At 73.7% G+C, this 15,584-nt stretch carries 12 protein-coding genes; 7 read left to right on the top strand and 5 right to left on the bottom strand.

The genetic code is table 11. The features are described 5' to 3' along the window. Window positions 1-69: 69 nt before the first annotated feature. Window positions 70-1,257 (bottom strand): acyl-CoA dehydrogenase family protein, encoded by a 1,188-nt coding sequence (locus tag NBH00_RS20130; RefSeq protein ID WP_254570365.1) that lies wholly within the window; start codon window positions 1,255-1,257, stop codon window positions 70-72. Window positions 1,258-1,389: 132 nt separating this feature from the next. On the opposite strand from NBH00_RS20130, the gene NBH00_RS20135 reads away from it, so the two are divergent. Then, entirely contained in the window at window positions 1,390-2,643 is a 1,254-nt protein-coding gene (locus tag NBH00_RS20135) for an acyl-CoA dehydrogenase family protein (RefSeq protein WP_254570366.1), read from the top strand. Between the two features lie 84 nt (window positions 2,644-2,727). Next, complete coding sequence (locus NBH00_RS25330) at window positions 2,728-3,888, top strand: helix-turn-helix transcriptional regulator (RefSeq protein WP_302182657.1); 1,161 nt, start codon at window positions 2,728-2,730, stop codon at window positions 3,886-3,888. Between the two features lie 281 nt (window positions 3,889-4,169). Here NBH00_RS25330 and NBH00_RS20150 read toward each other — a convergent pair whose 3' ends face one another. After that, window positions 4,170-5,723: an acyl-CoA synthetase gene (locus NBH00_RS20150; RefSeq protein WP_254570367.1), complete on the bottom strand. Its 1,554-nt coding sequence runs from the start codon at window positions 5,721-5,723 to the stop codon at window positions 4,170-4,172. Next, window positions 5,723-7,021, bottom strand: coding sequence for a cytochrome P450 (locus tag NBH00_RS20155; RefSeq protein ID WP_254570368.1), 1,299 nt, complete (start codon window positions 7,019-7,021; stop codon window positions 5,723-5,725). The genes NBH00_RS20150 and NBH00_RS20155 overlap by 1 nt, the downstream gene beginning before the upstream one ends. Window positions 7,022-7,166: 145 nt before the next feature. Here NBH00_RS20155 and NBH00_RS20160 point away from each other — a divergent pair, with 145 nt between their 5' ends. From NBH00_RS20160 to NBH00_RS20170, 3 genes are read left to right on the top strand one after another with little or no spacing between them, the layout of a single operon-like run. Further along, a complete protein-coding gene (locus tag NBH00_RS20160; RefSeq protein WP_254570369.1) occupies window positions 7,167-7,667 on the top strand; it encodes a 2Fe-2S iron-sulfur cluster-binding protein in 501 nt (166 codons plus the stop codon). 11 nt (window positions 7,668-7,678) lie between these two features. After that, window positions 7,679-8,662, top strand: coding sequence for an FAD binding domain-containing protein (locus NBH00_RS20165; protein WP_367401350.1), 984 nt, complete (start codon window positions 7,679-7,681; stop codon window positions 8,660-8,662). Next, window positions 8,659-10,749 carry a xanthine dehydrogenase family protein molybdopterin-binding subunit gene (locus NBH00_RS20170; RefSeq protein WP_254570371.1) on the top strand — a complete coding sequence of 697 codons (2,091 nt, stop codon included), beginning with the start codon at window positions 8,659-8,661 and terminating at the stop codon, window positions 10,747-10,749. Before NBH00_RS20165 ends, NBH00_RS20170 begins: the two co-directional genes overlap by 4 nt. Window positions 10,750-10,857: 108 nt before the next feature. On the opposite strand, the gene NBH00_RS20175 is transcribed toward NBH00_RS20170, so the two are convergent. Both NBH00_RS20175 and NBH00_RS20180 read right to left on the bottom strand, forming a co-directional pair. After that, window positions 10,858-12,006, bottom strand: a complete 1,149-nt coding sequence (locus tag NBH00_RS20175; protein WP_254570372.1) for a CaiB/BaiF CoA transferase family protein — start codon at window positions 12,004-12,006, stop codon at window positions 10,858-10,860. A 19-nt stretch (window positions 12,007-12,025) separates the two neighbouring features. Continuing rightward, window positions 12,026-12,784, bottom strand: coding sequence for an enoyl-CoA hydratase/isomerase family protein (locus NBH00_RS20180; RefSeq protein ID WP_254570373.1), 759 nt, complete (start codon window positions 12,782-12,784; stop codon window positions 12,026-12,028). 166 nt (window positions 12,785-12,950) lie between these two features. On the opposite strand from NBH00_RS20180, the gene NBH00_RS20185 reads away from it, so the two are divergent. Beyond that, window positions 12,951-13,802, top strand: a complete 852-nt coding sequence (locus NBH00_RS20185) for a PhzF family phenazine biosynthesis protein (protein ID WP_254570374.1) — start codon at window positions 12,951-12,953, stop codon at window positions 13,800-13,802. A 74-nt stretch (window positions 13,803-13,876) separates the two neighbouring features. Next, window positions 13,877-15,583: a class I adenylate-forming enzyme family protein gene (locus NBH00_RS20190; protein ID WP_254570375.1), complete on the top strand. Its 1,707-nt coding sequence runs from the start codon at window positions 13,877-13,879 to the stop codon at window positions 15,581-15,583. The last annotated feature ends 1 nt before the right edge of the window (window position 15,584 follow it).

Consider the following 15,584-nt stretch of genomic DNA (forward strand, 5'->3'; position numbering starts at 1 on the left):
CCTCTCCTCCGGCCCCCGGGGCGCGAATCCTCCCACGGGATGACGGTCACCCCTCTTAGTGAGGAGGGCTCAGGCCTTCGGCTCGCGGAGGCCCATCGCGCGGCCGATGACCTCCTTCATGATCTCGGTCGTGCCGCCGTAGATCCGCGAGATGCGGGCGTCGGCGTAGTCGCGCGCGACCGGGTACTCGAGCATGTAGCCGTACCCGCCGTGGAGCTGGAGGCACTGGTCGACGACGCGGCCCTGCATCTCCGAGCACCAGTACTTCGCCATCGCGGCCTCGTCGACGCCGAGGCGTCCTTCGACATGCGCCTGCACGCAGCGGTCGACGAACGCCTGCGCGACCTCGACCTCCGTCCGGCACCCCGCCATGACGAAGCGCGAGTTCTGGAACGTGCCGATCGGGCGGCCGAACGCGTGTCGGTCCTTCACGTACGCGAGCGTCCGCTGCAGCGTCCCCTTGGCCGAGGCGACCGAGCCGATCGCGATCGACAGACGCTCCTGCGCGAGGTTGTGGGTCAGCTGGTGGAAGGCGCTGCCCTCGGCGCCGAGGAGGTTCTCGTGCGGGACGAGGGCGTCGTCGAAGAAGAGCTCGGCGGTGTCCTGCGCGTGCTGGCCGAGCTTCTCGAGGTTGCGCCCGCGCGTGAAGCCGGGGGTGCCGTCCTCGACGATGAGGAGGCTCAGCTCGCCGCGGCCGCCGGTGCGCACGGCGGTGATGATGAGCTCGGCGTTGAGCCCGTTCGTGATGAACGTCTTGGAGCCGTTCACGACGTAGCCGTCGTCGGTCCGGACCGCGGTCGTGCCGATGGCCTGGAGGTCGGACCCCGTCTGCGGCTCGCTCATCGCGATGCCGAGGACGAGCTCGCCGGAGACGATCCCGGGCAACCAGCGCGCCTGCTGCTCGGCGCTCGTCAGCTCGAGGAAGTACGGCAGCGCGACGTCGTTCTGCATCGTCACCGAGAGCGCGAACGCCTGCAGCCCGCGGACGCAGCACTCCTCGTTGACGATCGCGTTGAAGCGGAAGTCGCCGATGCCCGGGCCGCCGTGCTCCTCCGGCACGGCGAAGGCGAGGAACCCGAGCTCGCCGACGCGGCGCAGGACCTCGCGCGGGATACGGCCCTCGGCCTCCCAGGCCTCGTAGTGCGGCACGACCTCGGCGTCGAGGAAGCGGCCGAAGCTCTCGCGGAGGTCTTCGTGCTCGGGCTCGTAGAGGTCTCGCTGCATCGTCGGGCCGGGGGCGGACGTCGGAGTGCTCATCGTCAGCGGGACGCTAGGCGGGCGCCCGGGACGGCTCGACCTCCCATGCGGAGCACCGGGTCCCCCATCCGGAGGGCAACGGCCCCCCGCGAGGGCGTGGGGACCGCCGCGGCGATCCGCGAAGATCGGGCGATGGCCACCACCGAGCAGCCCGCGGGCGCGTCCGCCGCCCCGCCGCGCACCCAGGATCGCACCTGGCACGACGTCTTCCTCCCCGAGGACGTCCGGCACGTCCGCCGGATGGCGCGCGACGCGGTCGCCACCCACCTCGCCCCCGTCGCCCGCGAGATCGGCTCGCAGATCGAGTCGCGCGACGCCTTCCCGTGGAGCGCGTTCCGCGGGCTCGCGTCCGAGGGCTGCTTCGCGGTCCCGTTCCCGGAGCCCTACGGCGCGGGCCTCGACCACCCGATGCTCGCGACGTGCATCGTCACCGAGGAGATCGCCTACGAGTCCTCGTCGCTCGCCGGCGTCTACGACGGGCAGTGCATCCTCAACGCCCGCTGCCTCTCCTTCGCCCAGGACCACGTGCGCGCGAAGGTCCTCCCCGGCCTCATCTCCGGCGAGCTCGCGTTCTCCTTCGCGACGACCGAGCCCGACGCCTCCTCCGACCTCACGCCGTCCGCGCTGAAGACCATCGCGACGCGGACCGAGGACGGCTTCGTCGTCAACGGCCGCAAGCGGTGGATCACGAACTCGATCGTCGCCGACTGGCTCTGCATCCTCTGCCGCGACGGCGAGAACGAGGCGTGCACGATGCTGCTCGTCGACATGAAGAGCCCCGGCGTCACCGTCGGCGAGCCGGACCTGAAGATGGGCCACCGCGGGCAGATCACCGCGGACATCGTGCTCGAGGACGTCCACGTCCCCGCCGACCACGCGCTCGGCGCCGCGGGCAAGGGCCTCGCGACGGCGCTCGCGTCGCTCGCCGCCGGCCGGGTCGGCATCGCCGCCGCCGGGGTCGGCGTCGCGCAGGCGGCCCTCGACCTCGCCGTCGAGCGCACCCGCACCCGCGAGCTCTTCGGCAAGAAGATCGGCGAGATGCAGCACTGGCAGTACCGCCTCGCCGAGCACGCCACGCAGCTCGAGGCCGCCCGCTCGATGTACTACAAGGCCGCCGTCCGCCTCGACCGGGGCGACCGCGCGGGCGAGCCCGAGGCGTCGATGGCGAAGTCCTTCGCGACCCGCCTGGCGAACGACGTCGCGCGCGACGCGATCCAGGTCCACGGCGGCTACGGCTTCGCCCGGAGGATCGCGGCGACGGGCGAGGAGTTCCGCCTGGAGGAGATCTACCGCGACGCGAAGATCCTCGAGATCTTCGAGGGCGCGAACGAGGTCCTGCAGTGGGTCATCGCCCGCCACCTCATCGGGAGGGACGTCACCGGCTGATACGGCCCCGCACCACCACCGCGGGTGGCTGCCTTATGCCCGGCCGCCGACGCACGCGTTCACAGGATGGTTCAAAGTCCGCCCATGGGAAGGATCGAGAACTGGCGTGCCCGCGGCCCGGCGATCAGCGACGCCGAGCTCCGTGAGCGCCTCGCGGACGTCCTGGTCAGCGCCGGGAGGCTCCTTCCGCCCGAGGGTGGGCCGGCCGCCGTCCCCCGCGGCGTCGACGAGAGCCTGAGCCAGCTCGACGGCCTCATCGAGCTCGCGACCGAGATGCCGCGGACGGACCCCGAGCGCGGCGACCTGCTCGCCGCGCTGCATCAGGTCCACGGCGACCTGCGCGAGTACCGCCTGCGCCGCCGCTACGACGCGCTCGGCCGCATGCAGAAGACGCTCGCTCGCCTGCGCGGGATCTCCTCGACCGAGGAGATGGTGGAGCGCGCCCCGGGCGAGATCGCGCGTGGCCTCGGCTTCGACCGCGTCATCCTCTCGCGCGTCGAGGACTCCCTGTGGATCCCGGTGAAGATCCACGTCGAGGGCGACGACGGCTGGGCCGAGGAGATCCTCAAGGCGGCGAGCTTCGCGCCGCAGCCGCTCGACCACATGATCCTCGAGTCCGAGATGGCCCGCCGCCGCGCGCCGATGCTCGTCTTCGACGTCCAGGAGTCGCGGCAGGTGCACCGGCCGATCGCGGAGGTCTCCGACTCCCGCTCGTACGTCGCCGCGCCGATCATGCCCGAGGGCAACGTCATCGGGTTCTTCCACGCCGACTACTACGTCACCCAGCGGCACCCCGACGAGATCGACCGCGACGTCCTGTTCGCGTTCGCCGAGGCGTTCGGCTACGTCTTCGAGCGCGTCGTGCTCGCCGGCCGCATCCGGGCCCAGGGCGCGCAGGTCAGCGCGATGGCCGCGTCGCTCGAGGCGGTCCTCGGCGAGATCCGCGACTCCGAGGTCCGCATCGCCGGGGACTCCGAGCCGACCGCCGACGGCCAGCCGCGGCTCGCGCCGCCCGCTCCCGGCGACCACCGCCTCCACACGCTCCTCACCGCGCGCGAGCTCGAGGTGCTCGCGCTGCTCGCCGCCGGGCACACGAACGCCGGCATCGGCGAGCGGCTCGTCATCTCCGAGGGGACCGTGAAGTCCCACGTGAAGCACATCCTCCGCAAGCTCCGTGCGAGCAATCGCGCGGAGGCGGTGTCGAAGTACCTGCGCCTGACGCAGCGCGCGGGCCTGGAGGTCTGAGGATCGCCGGGTCGTCCGCCGGCGCGCTCGTCGTGCGGGGCGCCGAACGGCGTCTGGAGACGGCGGACGGGAGCTGCCGCGGGGACGAGGCGCACGAAACGCACGGATGACGGGGTGTTCGTGCGGGTCCCGCTGCTCGCGATACGCGTGGAATCCTGGTGTCGTCTGCCGGCAGCAGGATTCCACTCGTCCTCGCGGACAAGCGGCCACTCCGGCCTCCCCCGTCTGCGCCGCCGTCGACGCCGGCGCCCAGACGGCGCCGGCGGACGACCGGCCGGCCCTCAGCCCACGGCGGCCGCGGCGTTCGCCGCCGCCACGTACTCGTCCTTCAGCAGGCGCTTGACGAGCTTGCCGGTCTCGGTGCGCGGCAGGTCGGCGCGGAAGTCGACCGAGCGCGGGCACTTCAGGCTCGCCAGGCGCTCCTTGCAGAAGGCGATGAGCTCGTCGGCGAGCGCGGCGGCGGCCTCCTCGTCGGCGGGCATCTCGAGCGGCTGGACGACGGCCTTGACCTCCTCGCCCATCTCCGCGTGCGGGATGCCGAAGACGGCGGCGTCCATGACCTTCGGGTGCGAGAGGAGCGCGTCCTCCGCCTCCTGCGGGTAGACGTTCACCCCGCCGGTGATGATCATGTACGAGGCGCGGTCGGTGAGGAACAAGAAGCCGTCCTCGTCGAGGTGGCCGATGTCGCCGAACGTCTGCCAGCCGCGCGCGTCGGTCGCGGCGGCCGTCTTGTCCGGGTCGTTGTGGTACTCGAAGACGGGCCCGTCCGAGAACCAGACGGCGCCGTCGGTGCCGGCCGGCACCTCGCGTCCGTCCTCGTCGACGATGTGGGCGACGCCGATGAGCGCCTTGCCGACCGTGCCGGGCTTCTCGCGCCACTGCTGGGGGGTGACCCACGTCATGCCGCAGCCCTCGGTGGACGCGTAGTACTCGTGGATGATGTCGCCCCACCAGTCGAGCATCTGCTGCTTGACGTCCCGCGGGCACGGGGCGGCCGCGTGGATGACGAGCCGCAGCGACGAGACGTCGGCCGCCTCGCGGACGTCGGCGGGGAGCCGCAGCGCCCGGACGAACATCGTCGGGACGAACTGGCCGAGCGTGACGCCCTGCTCCTCGATGAGCTTCAGCGCCTGCGCCTCGTCCCACCGCTCCATGACGACGCACCGGCCGCCGAGCTGGTGGATCGCCATGCAGAAGCGCAGCGGCGCCGCGTGGTAGAGCGGGGCCGGCGAGAGGTAGACGTCGTCCTCGCCCACGCCGAACATGCCCTCCAGGACCGGGGTGACGATGACCGGTGACTCCGCGAGCGTCGCGGTGAGGTCGGCGGGCCGGATGCCCTTGGGGCGGCCCGTCGTCCCCGACGAGTAGAGCATGTCGCGGCCGGCGATCCGCGGCTCCGGCAGCGGCGCCGGATCGACCGCGCCGACGACGGCGTCGTAGTCCTCGTAGCCGTCGATCGCGCCGCCGAGGGCGAGGTACCGCTCGACGCCGGGCGTGCGCTCCTTGACGCCGGGGCCGCGCTCGGCGTACCGCGAGGAGAGGATGAAGACGCGCGCGCCGCAGTCCTCGACGAGGTAGGCCATCTCCTCGTCGGTCAGGCGCGTCGAGCACGCCGTGTAGAGGAGGCCCGCGTAGTGCGCGCCCCAGCAGACCGCGAGGAACTCGGGGCTGTTCTCGATCGTGAAGGCGACGTGGTCGCCGGGCTGCAGGCCGCTGTCGCGGAAGAAGCGCGCGAGGCGGTTCGCGGCCTCGTCGAGCTCGCCGTACGTCATCTCCCGGCCCGACGTCGCCATGCGGATGGCGACGCGGTCCGAGGGGTAGGCGCCGGGCAGCATCAGGCGGACGTCCCGGTCTTCGGGCCGGGGGTCCACGTCGCGCCGAGGTGGTGCACGCCGTGGATGAAGTTGTTCACCTGATACTCGGGCTCGCCGGTGCGCAGGTCCGGCATGCGCGTGTAGACCTCGTGCAGCGCGTACTTCACCATCATGCGCCCGAGGGCCGAGCCGAGGCAGAAGTGCGGACCGCCGCCGCCGAAGCCGAGGTGCTTGTTGTCGGTCCGCGTGATGTCGAACTTCGTCGGGTCGGTGAAGACGTCCTCGTCGTAGGAGCCCGAGCAGTACCAGATGACGACCTTGTCGTCCTTCCTGATCTGCTGGCCGCGGATCTCGGTGTCCTCGGTCGCGTTGCGGCGGAACTGCTGCACCGGGCCGACGTAGCGGAGGATCTCCTCGACCGCGCCGTCGAGCCGGCCGTCGAGGTCGCCGAGCAGGAGCTCGCGCTGGTCCTCGTGGACCGTGAAGAGCTGCAGCGCGTGGGCGATCGAGTGGCGGGTCGTGTCATTGCCGGCCGCGGCGAGCAGCGTGAAGAACGCGCCGATCTCCCAGTCCTCGAGCTTGCGCCCGTCGACCTCGGCCTGGACGCACCAGCTGAGCAGGTCCTCGCCGGGCTTCGTGCGCCGCTCGTCGATGAGCTCGTAGCAGAGGTCGAGGAGCTTCATCGACTCCTCGCCGTAGACCTCGAGCGCGTCGCGGCCCTGGGCGATCGTCGGGTCGTCCCACGCGAGCATCGCCTCGGCGGCATCCATGACCATCCTGCGGTCGGCGTCGCCCTCGAGGCCGAAGAAGTCGGCGAAGATGCGGCCGGGGATCTGCTTGGCGAGCGCCTCGGAGACGTTGGCCTCGCCGAGCTCGATGACGTCGTCGACGGCGGAGACGACCTCCTGGCGGATCCAGTCCTCGATCTTGCGCATGCGCCGCGGCGTGAAGGCCTGCGAGACGATCGCGCGGAGCTGCGCGTGCTCGGGGTCGTCCATGCAGAGGAAGGACTGCGAGGCCTGGGCGACGACCTCCGGGAAGTCCTCCATGAGCATGCCGCGACCGGAGTCGAAGAGCTTCGCGTTGCGCGAGACGTACTTGATGTCGTCGTACTTCCACACCGACCAGAACCCGGGCGTGTCCTCGTCGGGGGGCAGCAGGGTGGACTCGTACGGCCGGTGCCAGGAGACCGGGCAGTCGCGGCGGAACTCGGAGAAGACCTCGTTGCGGGCCCAGAAGTCCTGCTCCCAGAACGAGCGGGCCGAGATGTCGTAGCGAGAACCCTCGAGGGACGGGCGGGTGGCGGTAGGCGTGGACATGATGTCTACGGTCCCAAGCTTGTGGTTTGCGCACCATCGCACGTGCGGGGGGTATGCCCTCCCCATAAGGAGGATGAGCGGTGTTCCGGCGCGTACGCACCCCCTCGCGCGCGTAGCGCCGAGGCCGTTCGGGTAGGCCCGGGCCATGCTCGACATCACCCTGACGGTCGACGGCGTGACCCGCCCGCTCGCCGTCGATCCGCGAACGACGCTGCTCGACGCCCTCCGGGAGCGCCTCGACGTCACCGCCCCGAAGAAGGGCTGCGACCACGGCCAGTGCGGGGCCTGCACCGTCCTCGTCGACGGGCGCCGCGTGCTGAGCTGCCTCACGCTCGCCGTCCAGCAGGACGGCGCGCAGGTGACGACCGCCGCCGGGCTCGGCGAGGGCGACGGGCTGCACCCGCTCGCGGAGGCCTTCCTCGACCACGACGCCCTGCAGTGCGGCTACTGCACGCCGGGGCAGCTGTGCTCGGCGGTCGGGATGCTCGACGAGGCCGGCCGCGGGCACGCGAGCCACGCGACCGCCGACGTCGCCGCGGTCCCGACCCTGACCGACGAGGAGATCCGCGAGCGCATGAGCGGGAACCTCTGCCGCTGCGGCGCCTACGCGAACATCGTCTCCGCGATCCGCGAGGTGGCGTCGTGAGCACCCCCGCCATGGCCTACGAGCGGGCGACCGACGTCGACGCGGCCGTGGCCGCCGTCGCGGGCCGTCCCGGCGCGCGCTTCCTCGCGGGCGGGACGAACCTCGTCGACCACCTGAAGCTCGGGCTCCTCGACCCCGACCTGCTCGTCGACGTCACCCGCCTGCCGCTGCGCGAGATCGAGGACGTCCCGGGCGGCGGCCTGCGGATCGGCGCCGGCGTGACGAACGCGGACCTCGCCGCGGACCCGCGGGTGCGCGCGTCCTATCCCGTCCTCGCCGAGGCGCTGCTCGCCGGCGCCTCCGGCCAGCTGCGCAACGTCGCGACGACCGGCGGGAACCTCCTCCAGCGCACCCGCTGCCCGTACTTCCAGGACGTGACGATGGCCTGCGGCAAGCGCGACCCCGGTGCCGGGTGCAGCGCGATCGGCGGCGTGACCCGCGGCCACGCGATCCTCGGCGCCTCCGAGCACTGCATCGCGACCCACCCGTCCGACATGGCCGTCGGGCTCGCCGCGCTCGACGCGACGGTCGAGACCGCCGGGCCCGGCGGCGGCCGGACGCTCCCGCTGACCGAGCTGCACCGCCTGCCCGGCGACGAGCCCGAGCGCGACACCGTCCTCGAGCACGGCGAGCTCATCGTCGCCGTGACGCTCCCGCCGCCGTCCCCGACCGCGCGGTCGGCCTACCGCAAGGTCCGCGACCGCGCGTCCTACGCCTTCGCCCTCGTGTCGGTCGCCGCCGCCGTCGACGTCCGCGACGGGGTCCTGCACGACGTCCGCATCGCGCTCGGTGGCGTGGCCCCCAAGCCGTGGCGCGCCGAGCAGGCCGAGGCCGTCCTGCGCGGCGCCGTGCCGACCGCCGCGCGGCTCGGCGAGGCCGCCGACGCCGAGCTCGCCGCCGCGACGGCGCAGGGCGAGAACGCCTTCAAGATCCCGCTCGCCCGCGCGACGATCGTCGCCGTGCTGCGCGACCTGCTCACCGAGGAGCTCGCATGACCGATCAGCTCACCCGCCGCGCCGCCGTCGGCGAGGACCGCCGCCGCGCGGACGGCCGCCTGAAGGTCCTCGGCCAGGCCCGGTACGCCTTCGAGCAGTTGCCGGCCGGCGCCGCCTATCTCGTCCCGCTGCTCGCGCCGGTCGCCCGCGGCCGGATCACCGCGATCGACGCCGCGGCCGCCCTCGCGGTCGACGGCGTCCTCGGGGTCCTCACCCACGAGAACGCGCCGGCCCTGCCCGAGCACGCGCGGCCGCCGCTGCGCATCCTGCAGTCGCCCGACATCACACACCGCGGGCAGTTCGTCGGCGGCGTCCTCGCGGACACCCCGGAGGCGGCGGCGCGGGCCGCGGGGCTCGTGCGCGTCGAGGTCGACGCCGCGGCGCACGACACGGCGCTCGCCTGGGACCACCCGGACGCCTACGTCCCCGACACGGTGAACCCCGACTACCCGGCGGTCACCGAGGACGGCGACGTCGACGGGGCGCTCGCGTCCGCCGCCCACGCGGTCGACGTGACGTACCGCACGCCGATGCACCACAACCACCCGATGGAGCCGCACACGACGGTCGTCACGTGGTCGGACGCCGGGGTCGAGCTCCACGAGTCGACGCAGCACCCGCACGGCGTGCGCGCCACCGTCGCCGAGCTCTTCGGCCTGGACCCGGAGACGGTGCGCGTCGTCGCGCCGTACGTCGGCGGCGGCTTCGGCGGCAAGGGCCAGCTGCACGCGCACGCCGTCCTCGCGTGCATGGCGGCGCAGACGGTGCCGGGCCGTCCGGTGAAGCTCGCGCTGACGCGGCGCCAGCTCGTCCCGAACGCGGGGCACCGGACGCCGACGATCCAGCGGGTGCGCCTCGGCGCGGAGGCGGACGGGCGGCTCGTCGCCATCGAGCACGACGTCGCCGAGCACACCTCGCGCATCACCGAGTTCGCCGAGCAGACGGCCGTCGCCACGCGGATGATGTACGCGGCGGGCGCCCGCCGCACGCGCCACCGGCTCGTCGCCCTCGACGTGCCCGCGCCCTCGTGGATGCGCGCACCGGGCGAGACGCCGGGGATGTACGCGCTCGAGTCGGCGCTCGACGAGCTCGCCTGCGCCGCCGGGATCGACCCGATCGAGCTGCGCGTGCGCAACGAGCCGGAGACCGATCCGTCGAGCGGCAAGCCGTTCTCGAGCCGCGGGCTCGTCGCCTGCCTGCGCGAGGGCGCCGAGCGCTTCGGGTGGGCGGGACGCGACCCCGAGCCCGGCGTCCGGCGGGACGGCCGGTGGCTCGTCGGCTCCGGCGTCGCGGCCGCGACCTACCCCGTCTACCGGCAGAGCGCGACCGCCCGCGTCCGGGCCTTCGGCGGCGGGCGCTTCGGCGTCACGATCGCCGCCGCGGACATCGGGACCGGGGCGTGGACCGTCCTCGCGCAGATCGCGGCCGACGCGCTCGGCGTCGCCGTCGAGGACATCGAGCTGCGCATCGGGGACAGCGCCCTGCCGCCGGCGAGCGTCGCCGGCGGCTCGTCCGGGACGACGACCTGGGGCACCGCGATCGTCACCGCGGCGCAGAAGCTCCTGGCCGAGCACGACGGCGACCCGCCCGCCGGCGCCGAGGTGACCGCCGACGCGCCGCCGAACCCCCACGCGGACGACGTCGCGATGCACGCGTTCGGCGCGCACTTCGCCGAGGTGCGCGTCGACTCCGACACCGGCGAGGCCCGCGTCGCGCGGATGCTCGGCGTCTTCGCCGCGGGCCGCATCGTCAACCCCCGGACGGCGCGCTCGCAGTTCATGGGCGGCATGACGATGGGCCTCGGGATGGCGCTCCACGAGGCGACGATCCTCGACCACCGCCACGGCGCGATCGTCACCCCCGACCTCGCCGAGTACCACGTCGCCTCGCACGCGGACGTGCCCGCCCTCGAGGTCCACTGGATCGACGAGGAGGACCCCTACGTCAACCCGATGGGCTCGAAGGGCATCGGGGAGATCGGCATCGTCGGCGCCGCCGCGGCGATCGGCAACGCCGTCCACCACGCGACCGGGCGGCGGGTGCGCGAGCTGCCGATCACCCCGGACAAGCTGCTGGGGCTCGGGTAGGCCTGAGCCGCCGCGGATGCAGCCACTGTCGCCGGGCGACAGTGGCTGCATGGGCACGGCGCCGCGCCACCCTAAGGGTGCCCTCGGGGTTCGGCGAGGGGCGCGCGCTCAGCCGAAGGCGCCCGCGGCGCGCAGCGCGTCCTGCGCGCCGGCGTCGATGCCCCACTCCGCGAGCGCGGCACCTGAGTCCTCGCGGCGCGGGCGGGCCTCGCCGGGCGTCCGGCTGAAGCGCGGCGCGGCCTGCGCCTGCAGGACCCCGCCGACCTCGACGAACGTCCCGCGCGCCTGCATGTGCGGGTGGCCGGCGGCCTCGCCGAGCGTGAGGACCGCCGTCGCGCAGGTGTCCTCGGGCTCGAGGAGGTCCGCCCACTCCTGCCGCGTCTTCGTCCTGAAGACCTCGGCGAAGCGACCCTTGAACTCGGGCCAGCGGGCGGTCTCGAACTGCGGGACCTCCTCGTGGGTGAGGCCCATGAGCTCGATGAGCTTCGCGTAGAACTGCGGCTCGATCGCGCCGACCGAGACGTGGCCGCCGTCGGAGGTCTCGTACGTCTCGTAGAAGTGCGCGCCGGAGTCCAGGAGGTTCGTGCCGGGCTTGTCGGCCGCCCAGGCGCCGCCCGCGCTGAGGCCGAGCTGCAGCGACGTGAGCAGCGCGGTGCCGTCGACCATCGCGGCGTCGACGACCTGGCCCTGGCCGGAGGTCCGGGCCTCGACGATGCCGCAGACGATGCCGAAGGCGAGGAACATCGCGCCGCCGCCGTAGTCCCCGACGAGGTTCAGCGGCGCGAGGGGCGCCTCGCCGGCCCGGCGCATCGCGCCGAGCGCGCCCGCGACCGAGATGTAGTTGATGTCGTGGCCGGCGACCTTCGCCATCGGGCCGTCCTGGCCGAAGCCGGTCATGCGGCCGTACGTCAGGCGCGGGTTGCGGGCGTGGACGTCCTCCGGGCCGAGCCCGAGCTTCTCCATGACGCCGGGGCGGAAGCCCTCGATGAGCGCGTCGGCCTGCTCGGCGAGGCCGAGGACGAGCTCGCGGCCCGCCTCGCTGCGCGTGTCGACCGGGACGGCGGCGCGGCCGCGCTTCGTCGGGTCGAACGCGGGCGGGAACGCGAGGCCGGGGTCGTTCGGGCGCTCGATGCGGAGGATGTCCGCCCCCATGTCCGAGAGCATCATCCCGGCGAACGGGACGGGTCCGATCCCGCCGATCTCGAGGACCTTGACGCCGTGGAGGGGGCCGCGCGGCCGGTCGGTGTTCTCGCTCATGCGCGGAAGTGAATCAGGTTCACCCGAAGCTCGGCTTGCGCTTCTCGAGGAAGGCGGCGATGCCCTCCGCCCCGGTCGGTGACCCGGCGAGCGCGGCGATCTGGTCGGCCTCGAGCCCGAGCTGGGTCTCGTAGTCGTTCTGCGAGGAGCTGCCGAGCAGCCGCTTGATGGCGCCGTAGGTCGCCGTCGGGCCGGTCGCGAACCGGGTGACGACGGCGTCGACCGCGGCGTCGAGCTCGTCCTCCGGGACGGCCTTCGTGAGGATCCCCATGCCGACCGCGTCGGGCGCCTTGATCGGCCCGTTGAGCATCATGATCTCCGCGGCGCGGCGGCGGCCGACGAGCCGCGGGAGCAGCCACGAGGAGCCGCCGTCCGGCGAGAGGCCGACGCCGGCGTAGGCCATGACGAGCGTCGCGCTCTCGGCGGCGATCGCGATGTCGGCGCCGAGGACGAGCGAGAGGCCGGCGCCCGCGGCGGGCCCGTGGACTCGCGCGACGACCGGGGCGTCGAGAGCCATGAGGTCCTTCAGGCCGGTGTGCAGGGTCGAGGCGAGCTCGTGGATCGCCGCCTGGCGGTCCGGCTGCCCGTCCATCCACGCGAGGTCGCCGCCGGGGCAGAAGAAGCGCCCCTCGCCGGTGAGCTTCACGACGCGGACGCCGCCGTCCGCGCGGAGCGCCGCCGCGTGGTCGCGCAGCTGCTGCGTCCAGGCGAGGTCGATCGCGCCGCTGATCTGCAGCTCGGCGACGGCGCCGTCGTTGGTGAGCGTCACGGTTCCCATGCGGCGGACCGTATCGGGCCGGTCATCCGCCTGCGTGTCGGCGGGGCCGGCGTCGACGGCGGCAACGACAGCGGAGGGGCAGGCGCAGCCGCCCACCGCGATGCAGCCAGTCAGGCCAGGCCTGACTGGCTGCATCGCCGGTGCGCCGCAGGCGTACCCTGGCCCCATGCCGTCGCGCCCCCGCCCCTTCGCCCAGGTCGACGTCTTCTCGGCGCAGCCGTGCGGCGGCAACCCCGTCGCGGTCGTCCTCGACGCCGAGGGCTGGGAGGACGAGGAGCTGCGCCGCGTCGCCCGCTGGACGAACCTCTCGGAGACGACGTTCGTCCTCCCGCCGACGCAGCCCGGCGCCGACTACCGCGTCCGGATCCTCACGCCGACGACGGAGTTCCCGTTCGCCGGCCACCCGACGCTCGGCACCTGCCACGCGTGGCTCGAGGCCGTCGGCGAGCCGGGTCGCGAGCATGTCGTGCAGGAGTGCGCCGCGGGGCTCATCGCCATCCGGCGCACGCCGGACGGGCTCGCGTTCGCGGCACCGCCGCTCCTGCGCTCGGGGCCGGTGGAGGAGGCGCTGCTGGACGAGATCGCCGCCGCGCTCGGCGTCGCGCGCGGGGACATCGTCGACGCGGCGTGGGCGGACAACGGCCCGGGCTGGGCCGCGGTGCTGCTCGGCTCGGTGGACGCGGTCCTCGCGCTGCGGCCGGGCCCGCTGCCGGTCGACGTCGGGGTCGCGGCGCTCACCGCGGCGGGCGAGGACCCGGACGGCGCGGCCCTCGAGGTGCGGGCGTTCTGCCGCGACGGCGACGGGCAGGGCGTCCTCGAGGATCCGGTCACCGGCAGCCTCAACGCGTCCCTCGCCGGGTGGCTGCTCGGGGCCGCGCGGCTGCGCGCGCCCTACCTCGCCCGGCAGGGGACGGTGCTCGGACGGTCCGGCCGGATCCACATCACGCAGGACGAGGACGGCGGCGTGTGGGTCGGCGGCGCGACGACGACGGTCGTCACGGGGACGGTGGCGATCTGACCGCGACCCGCGCCCCGGCGCATCCAGCTCGGACATAATGCCCGGAGACCATGTCTGACGAGGAGAGCACGCCCATGCCCGGCACGATCGACGAGCGGCGAGCCGCGCTGCAGGCGCGGTTCGGAGCGTGGACCCCGCGGACGCTGGGCGACTTCCTCGACGAGCGGGCGGCGGCGTTCGCGGACCGCCCGCTCGTCATCACCGACGCGCGCACCGTCACCTACGCGGAGACGGCGGCGTGGGCGGCGCGGCTGGCGGACGGGCTGGCGACGCTCGGCGCGGGGCCGGGTGCCCGTGTCGGCCTGCTCATGGCCAATTACCTCGAGTTCGTCCCGCTGAAGTTCGCCGTCGCGCGGACGGGCGCCGCCGCGATCCCGTTCAACTACCTCTACCGCGAGGACGAGCTGCTCTACGTCCTGCGCCAGTCGCGCTGCACGGTGCTCGTGACGATGACGGGGTTCGCGGGGCTCGACCACGTCGGGATGCTCGACCGCATCGCCCCCGGCTGGGAGACCGGGCAGGCCGAGGCGCTCCCCGACCTGCGGGCGGTCGTCCAGTTCCCGGCCGAGGGTCCCGCGCGCGAGGGCGTCCTGACGGTCGACGCGCTCGCCGGCCTCGGCGACCGGCATCCGGGCGCCGCGGACGCCACCGGGGTCAGCCCCGGCGACCTCGGGGACATCCTCTACACCTCCGGCACCACCGGCTCGCCGAAGGGCGTCATGGTCACCCACGACGCGGTCCAGCGGACGGGTTACGCGTCGGCGCTGACCCGGGCGTTCGAGGACGGCCGGCGCGTCCTCTTCTCGCTTCCCTGCTACCACATGTTCGGGTACGTCGAGGGGCTGATCGCGGCGATGATCGCGGGCGGCGCGATCGTCCCGCGGACGGCCTTCTCCGCCGCCGACCACTTCGCCGCGATCGAGCGCCACCGGGCGACCGAGATCCTCTGCGTCCCGACGATGACCGTCGCGCTGCTCGAGCATCCCGACCGGCGCACACGCGACCTGTCGTCGGTCTTCGCGCTGCTGTCGGGCGCGGCGCCCGCCCCGGTGTGGCTGTGGGAGAAGGTCCGTGACGAGCTCGGCATCACCGAGATGACGACGGGCTACGGCATGACCGAGTGCGGCGGCGCGATGACGATGACGCTGCCGGAGGACGGGCTCGAGCGCCACGCGTCGACCGTCGGGCGGCCGAAGCTCGCGGGCGTCGCCGGCCTGCGCGGCCGCGGCGGCGACCTCTGCCACTACCGCACCATCGACCCGCTCACCGGCGAGGCGCTGCCCGAGGGCGAGGAGGGCGAGCTCGTCTCCTCGGGCCCGACCCACATGCTCGGCTTCTGGGAGAAGACCGAGGAGACGGCGGCGGCGCTGCGGGACGGCTGGGTGCACTCGGGCGACCTCGGACGCGTCGGGGCCGACGGATACCTGCAGCTCACCGGGCGCAGCAAGGAGCTCTACAAGTCCGGCGGCGAGCTCGTCATGCCGAAGGAGGTCGAGGACCTCCTCACGCGCCACCCCCGTGTGAGCCAGGCCTACGCGGTCGGGGTCCCGGACGACCGCTGGGGCGAGGTCGGCTGCGCGTGGATCGTCGCCGAGCCCGGCGCGGACCTCGACCCCGCCGAGCTCATCGCGCTCTGCCGCGAGCAGCTCGCGCGCTTCAAGGTCCCCAGGCACGTGTTCCTCATCACCGCCGGCGAGCTGCCGACGACGCCGACGGGCAAGGTGCAGAAGTTCCGCCTCGCCGCGCGGGCGGCCGAGCGGCTGGCCGGGCGGACGGGATAGC

Origin of the sequence: Paraconexibacter antarcticus (genome assembly GCF_024220175.1) — a bacterium.
Taxonomy (GTDB): Bacteria; Actinomycetota; Thermoleophilia; order Solirubrobacterales; family Solirubrobacteraceae; genus Paraconexibacter; species Paraconexibacter antarcticus.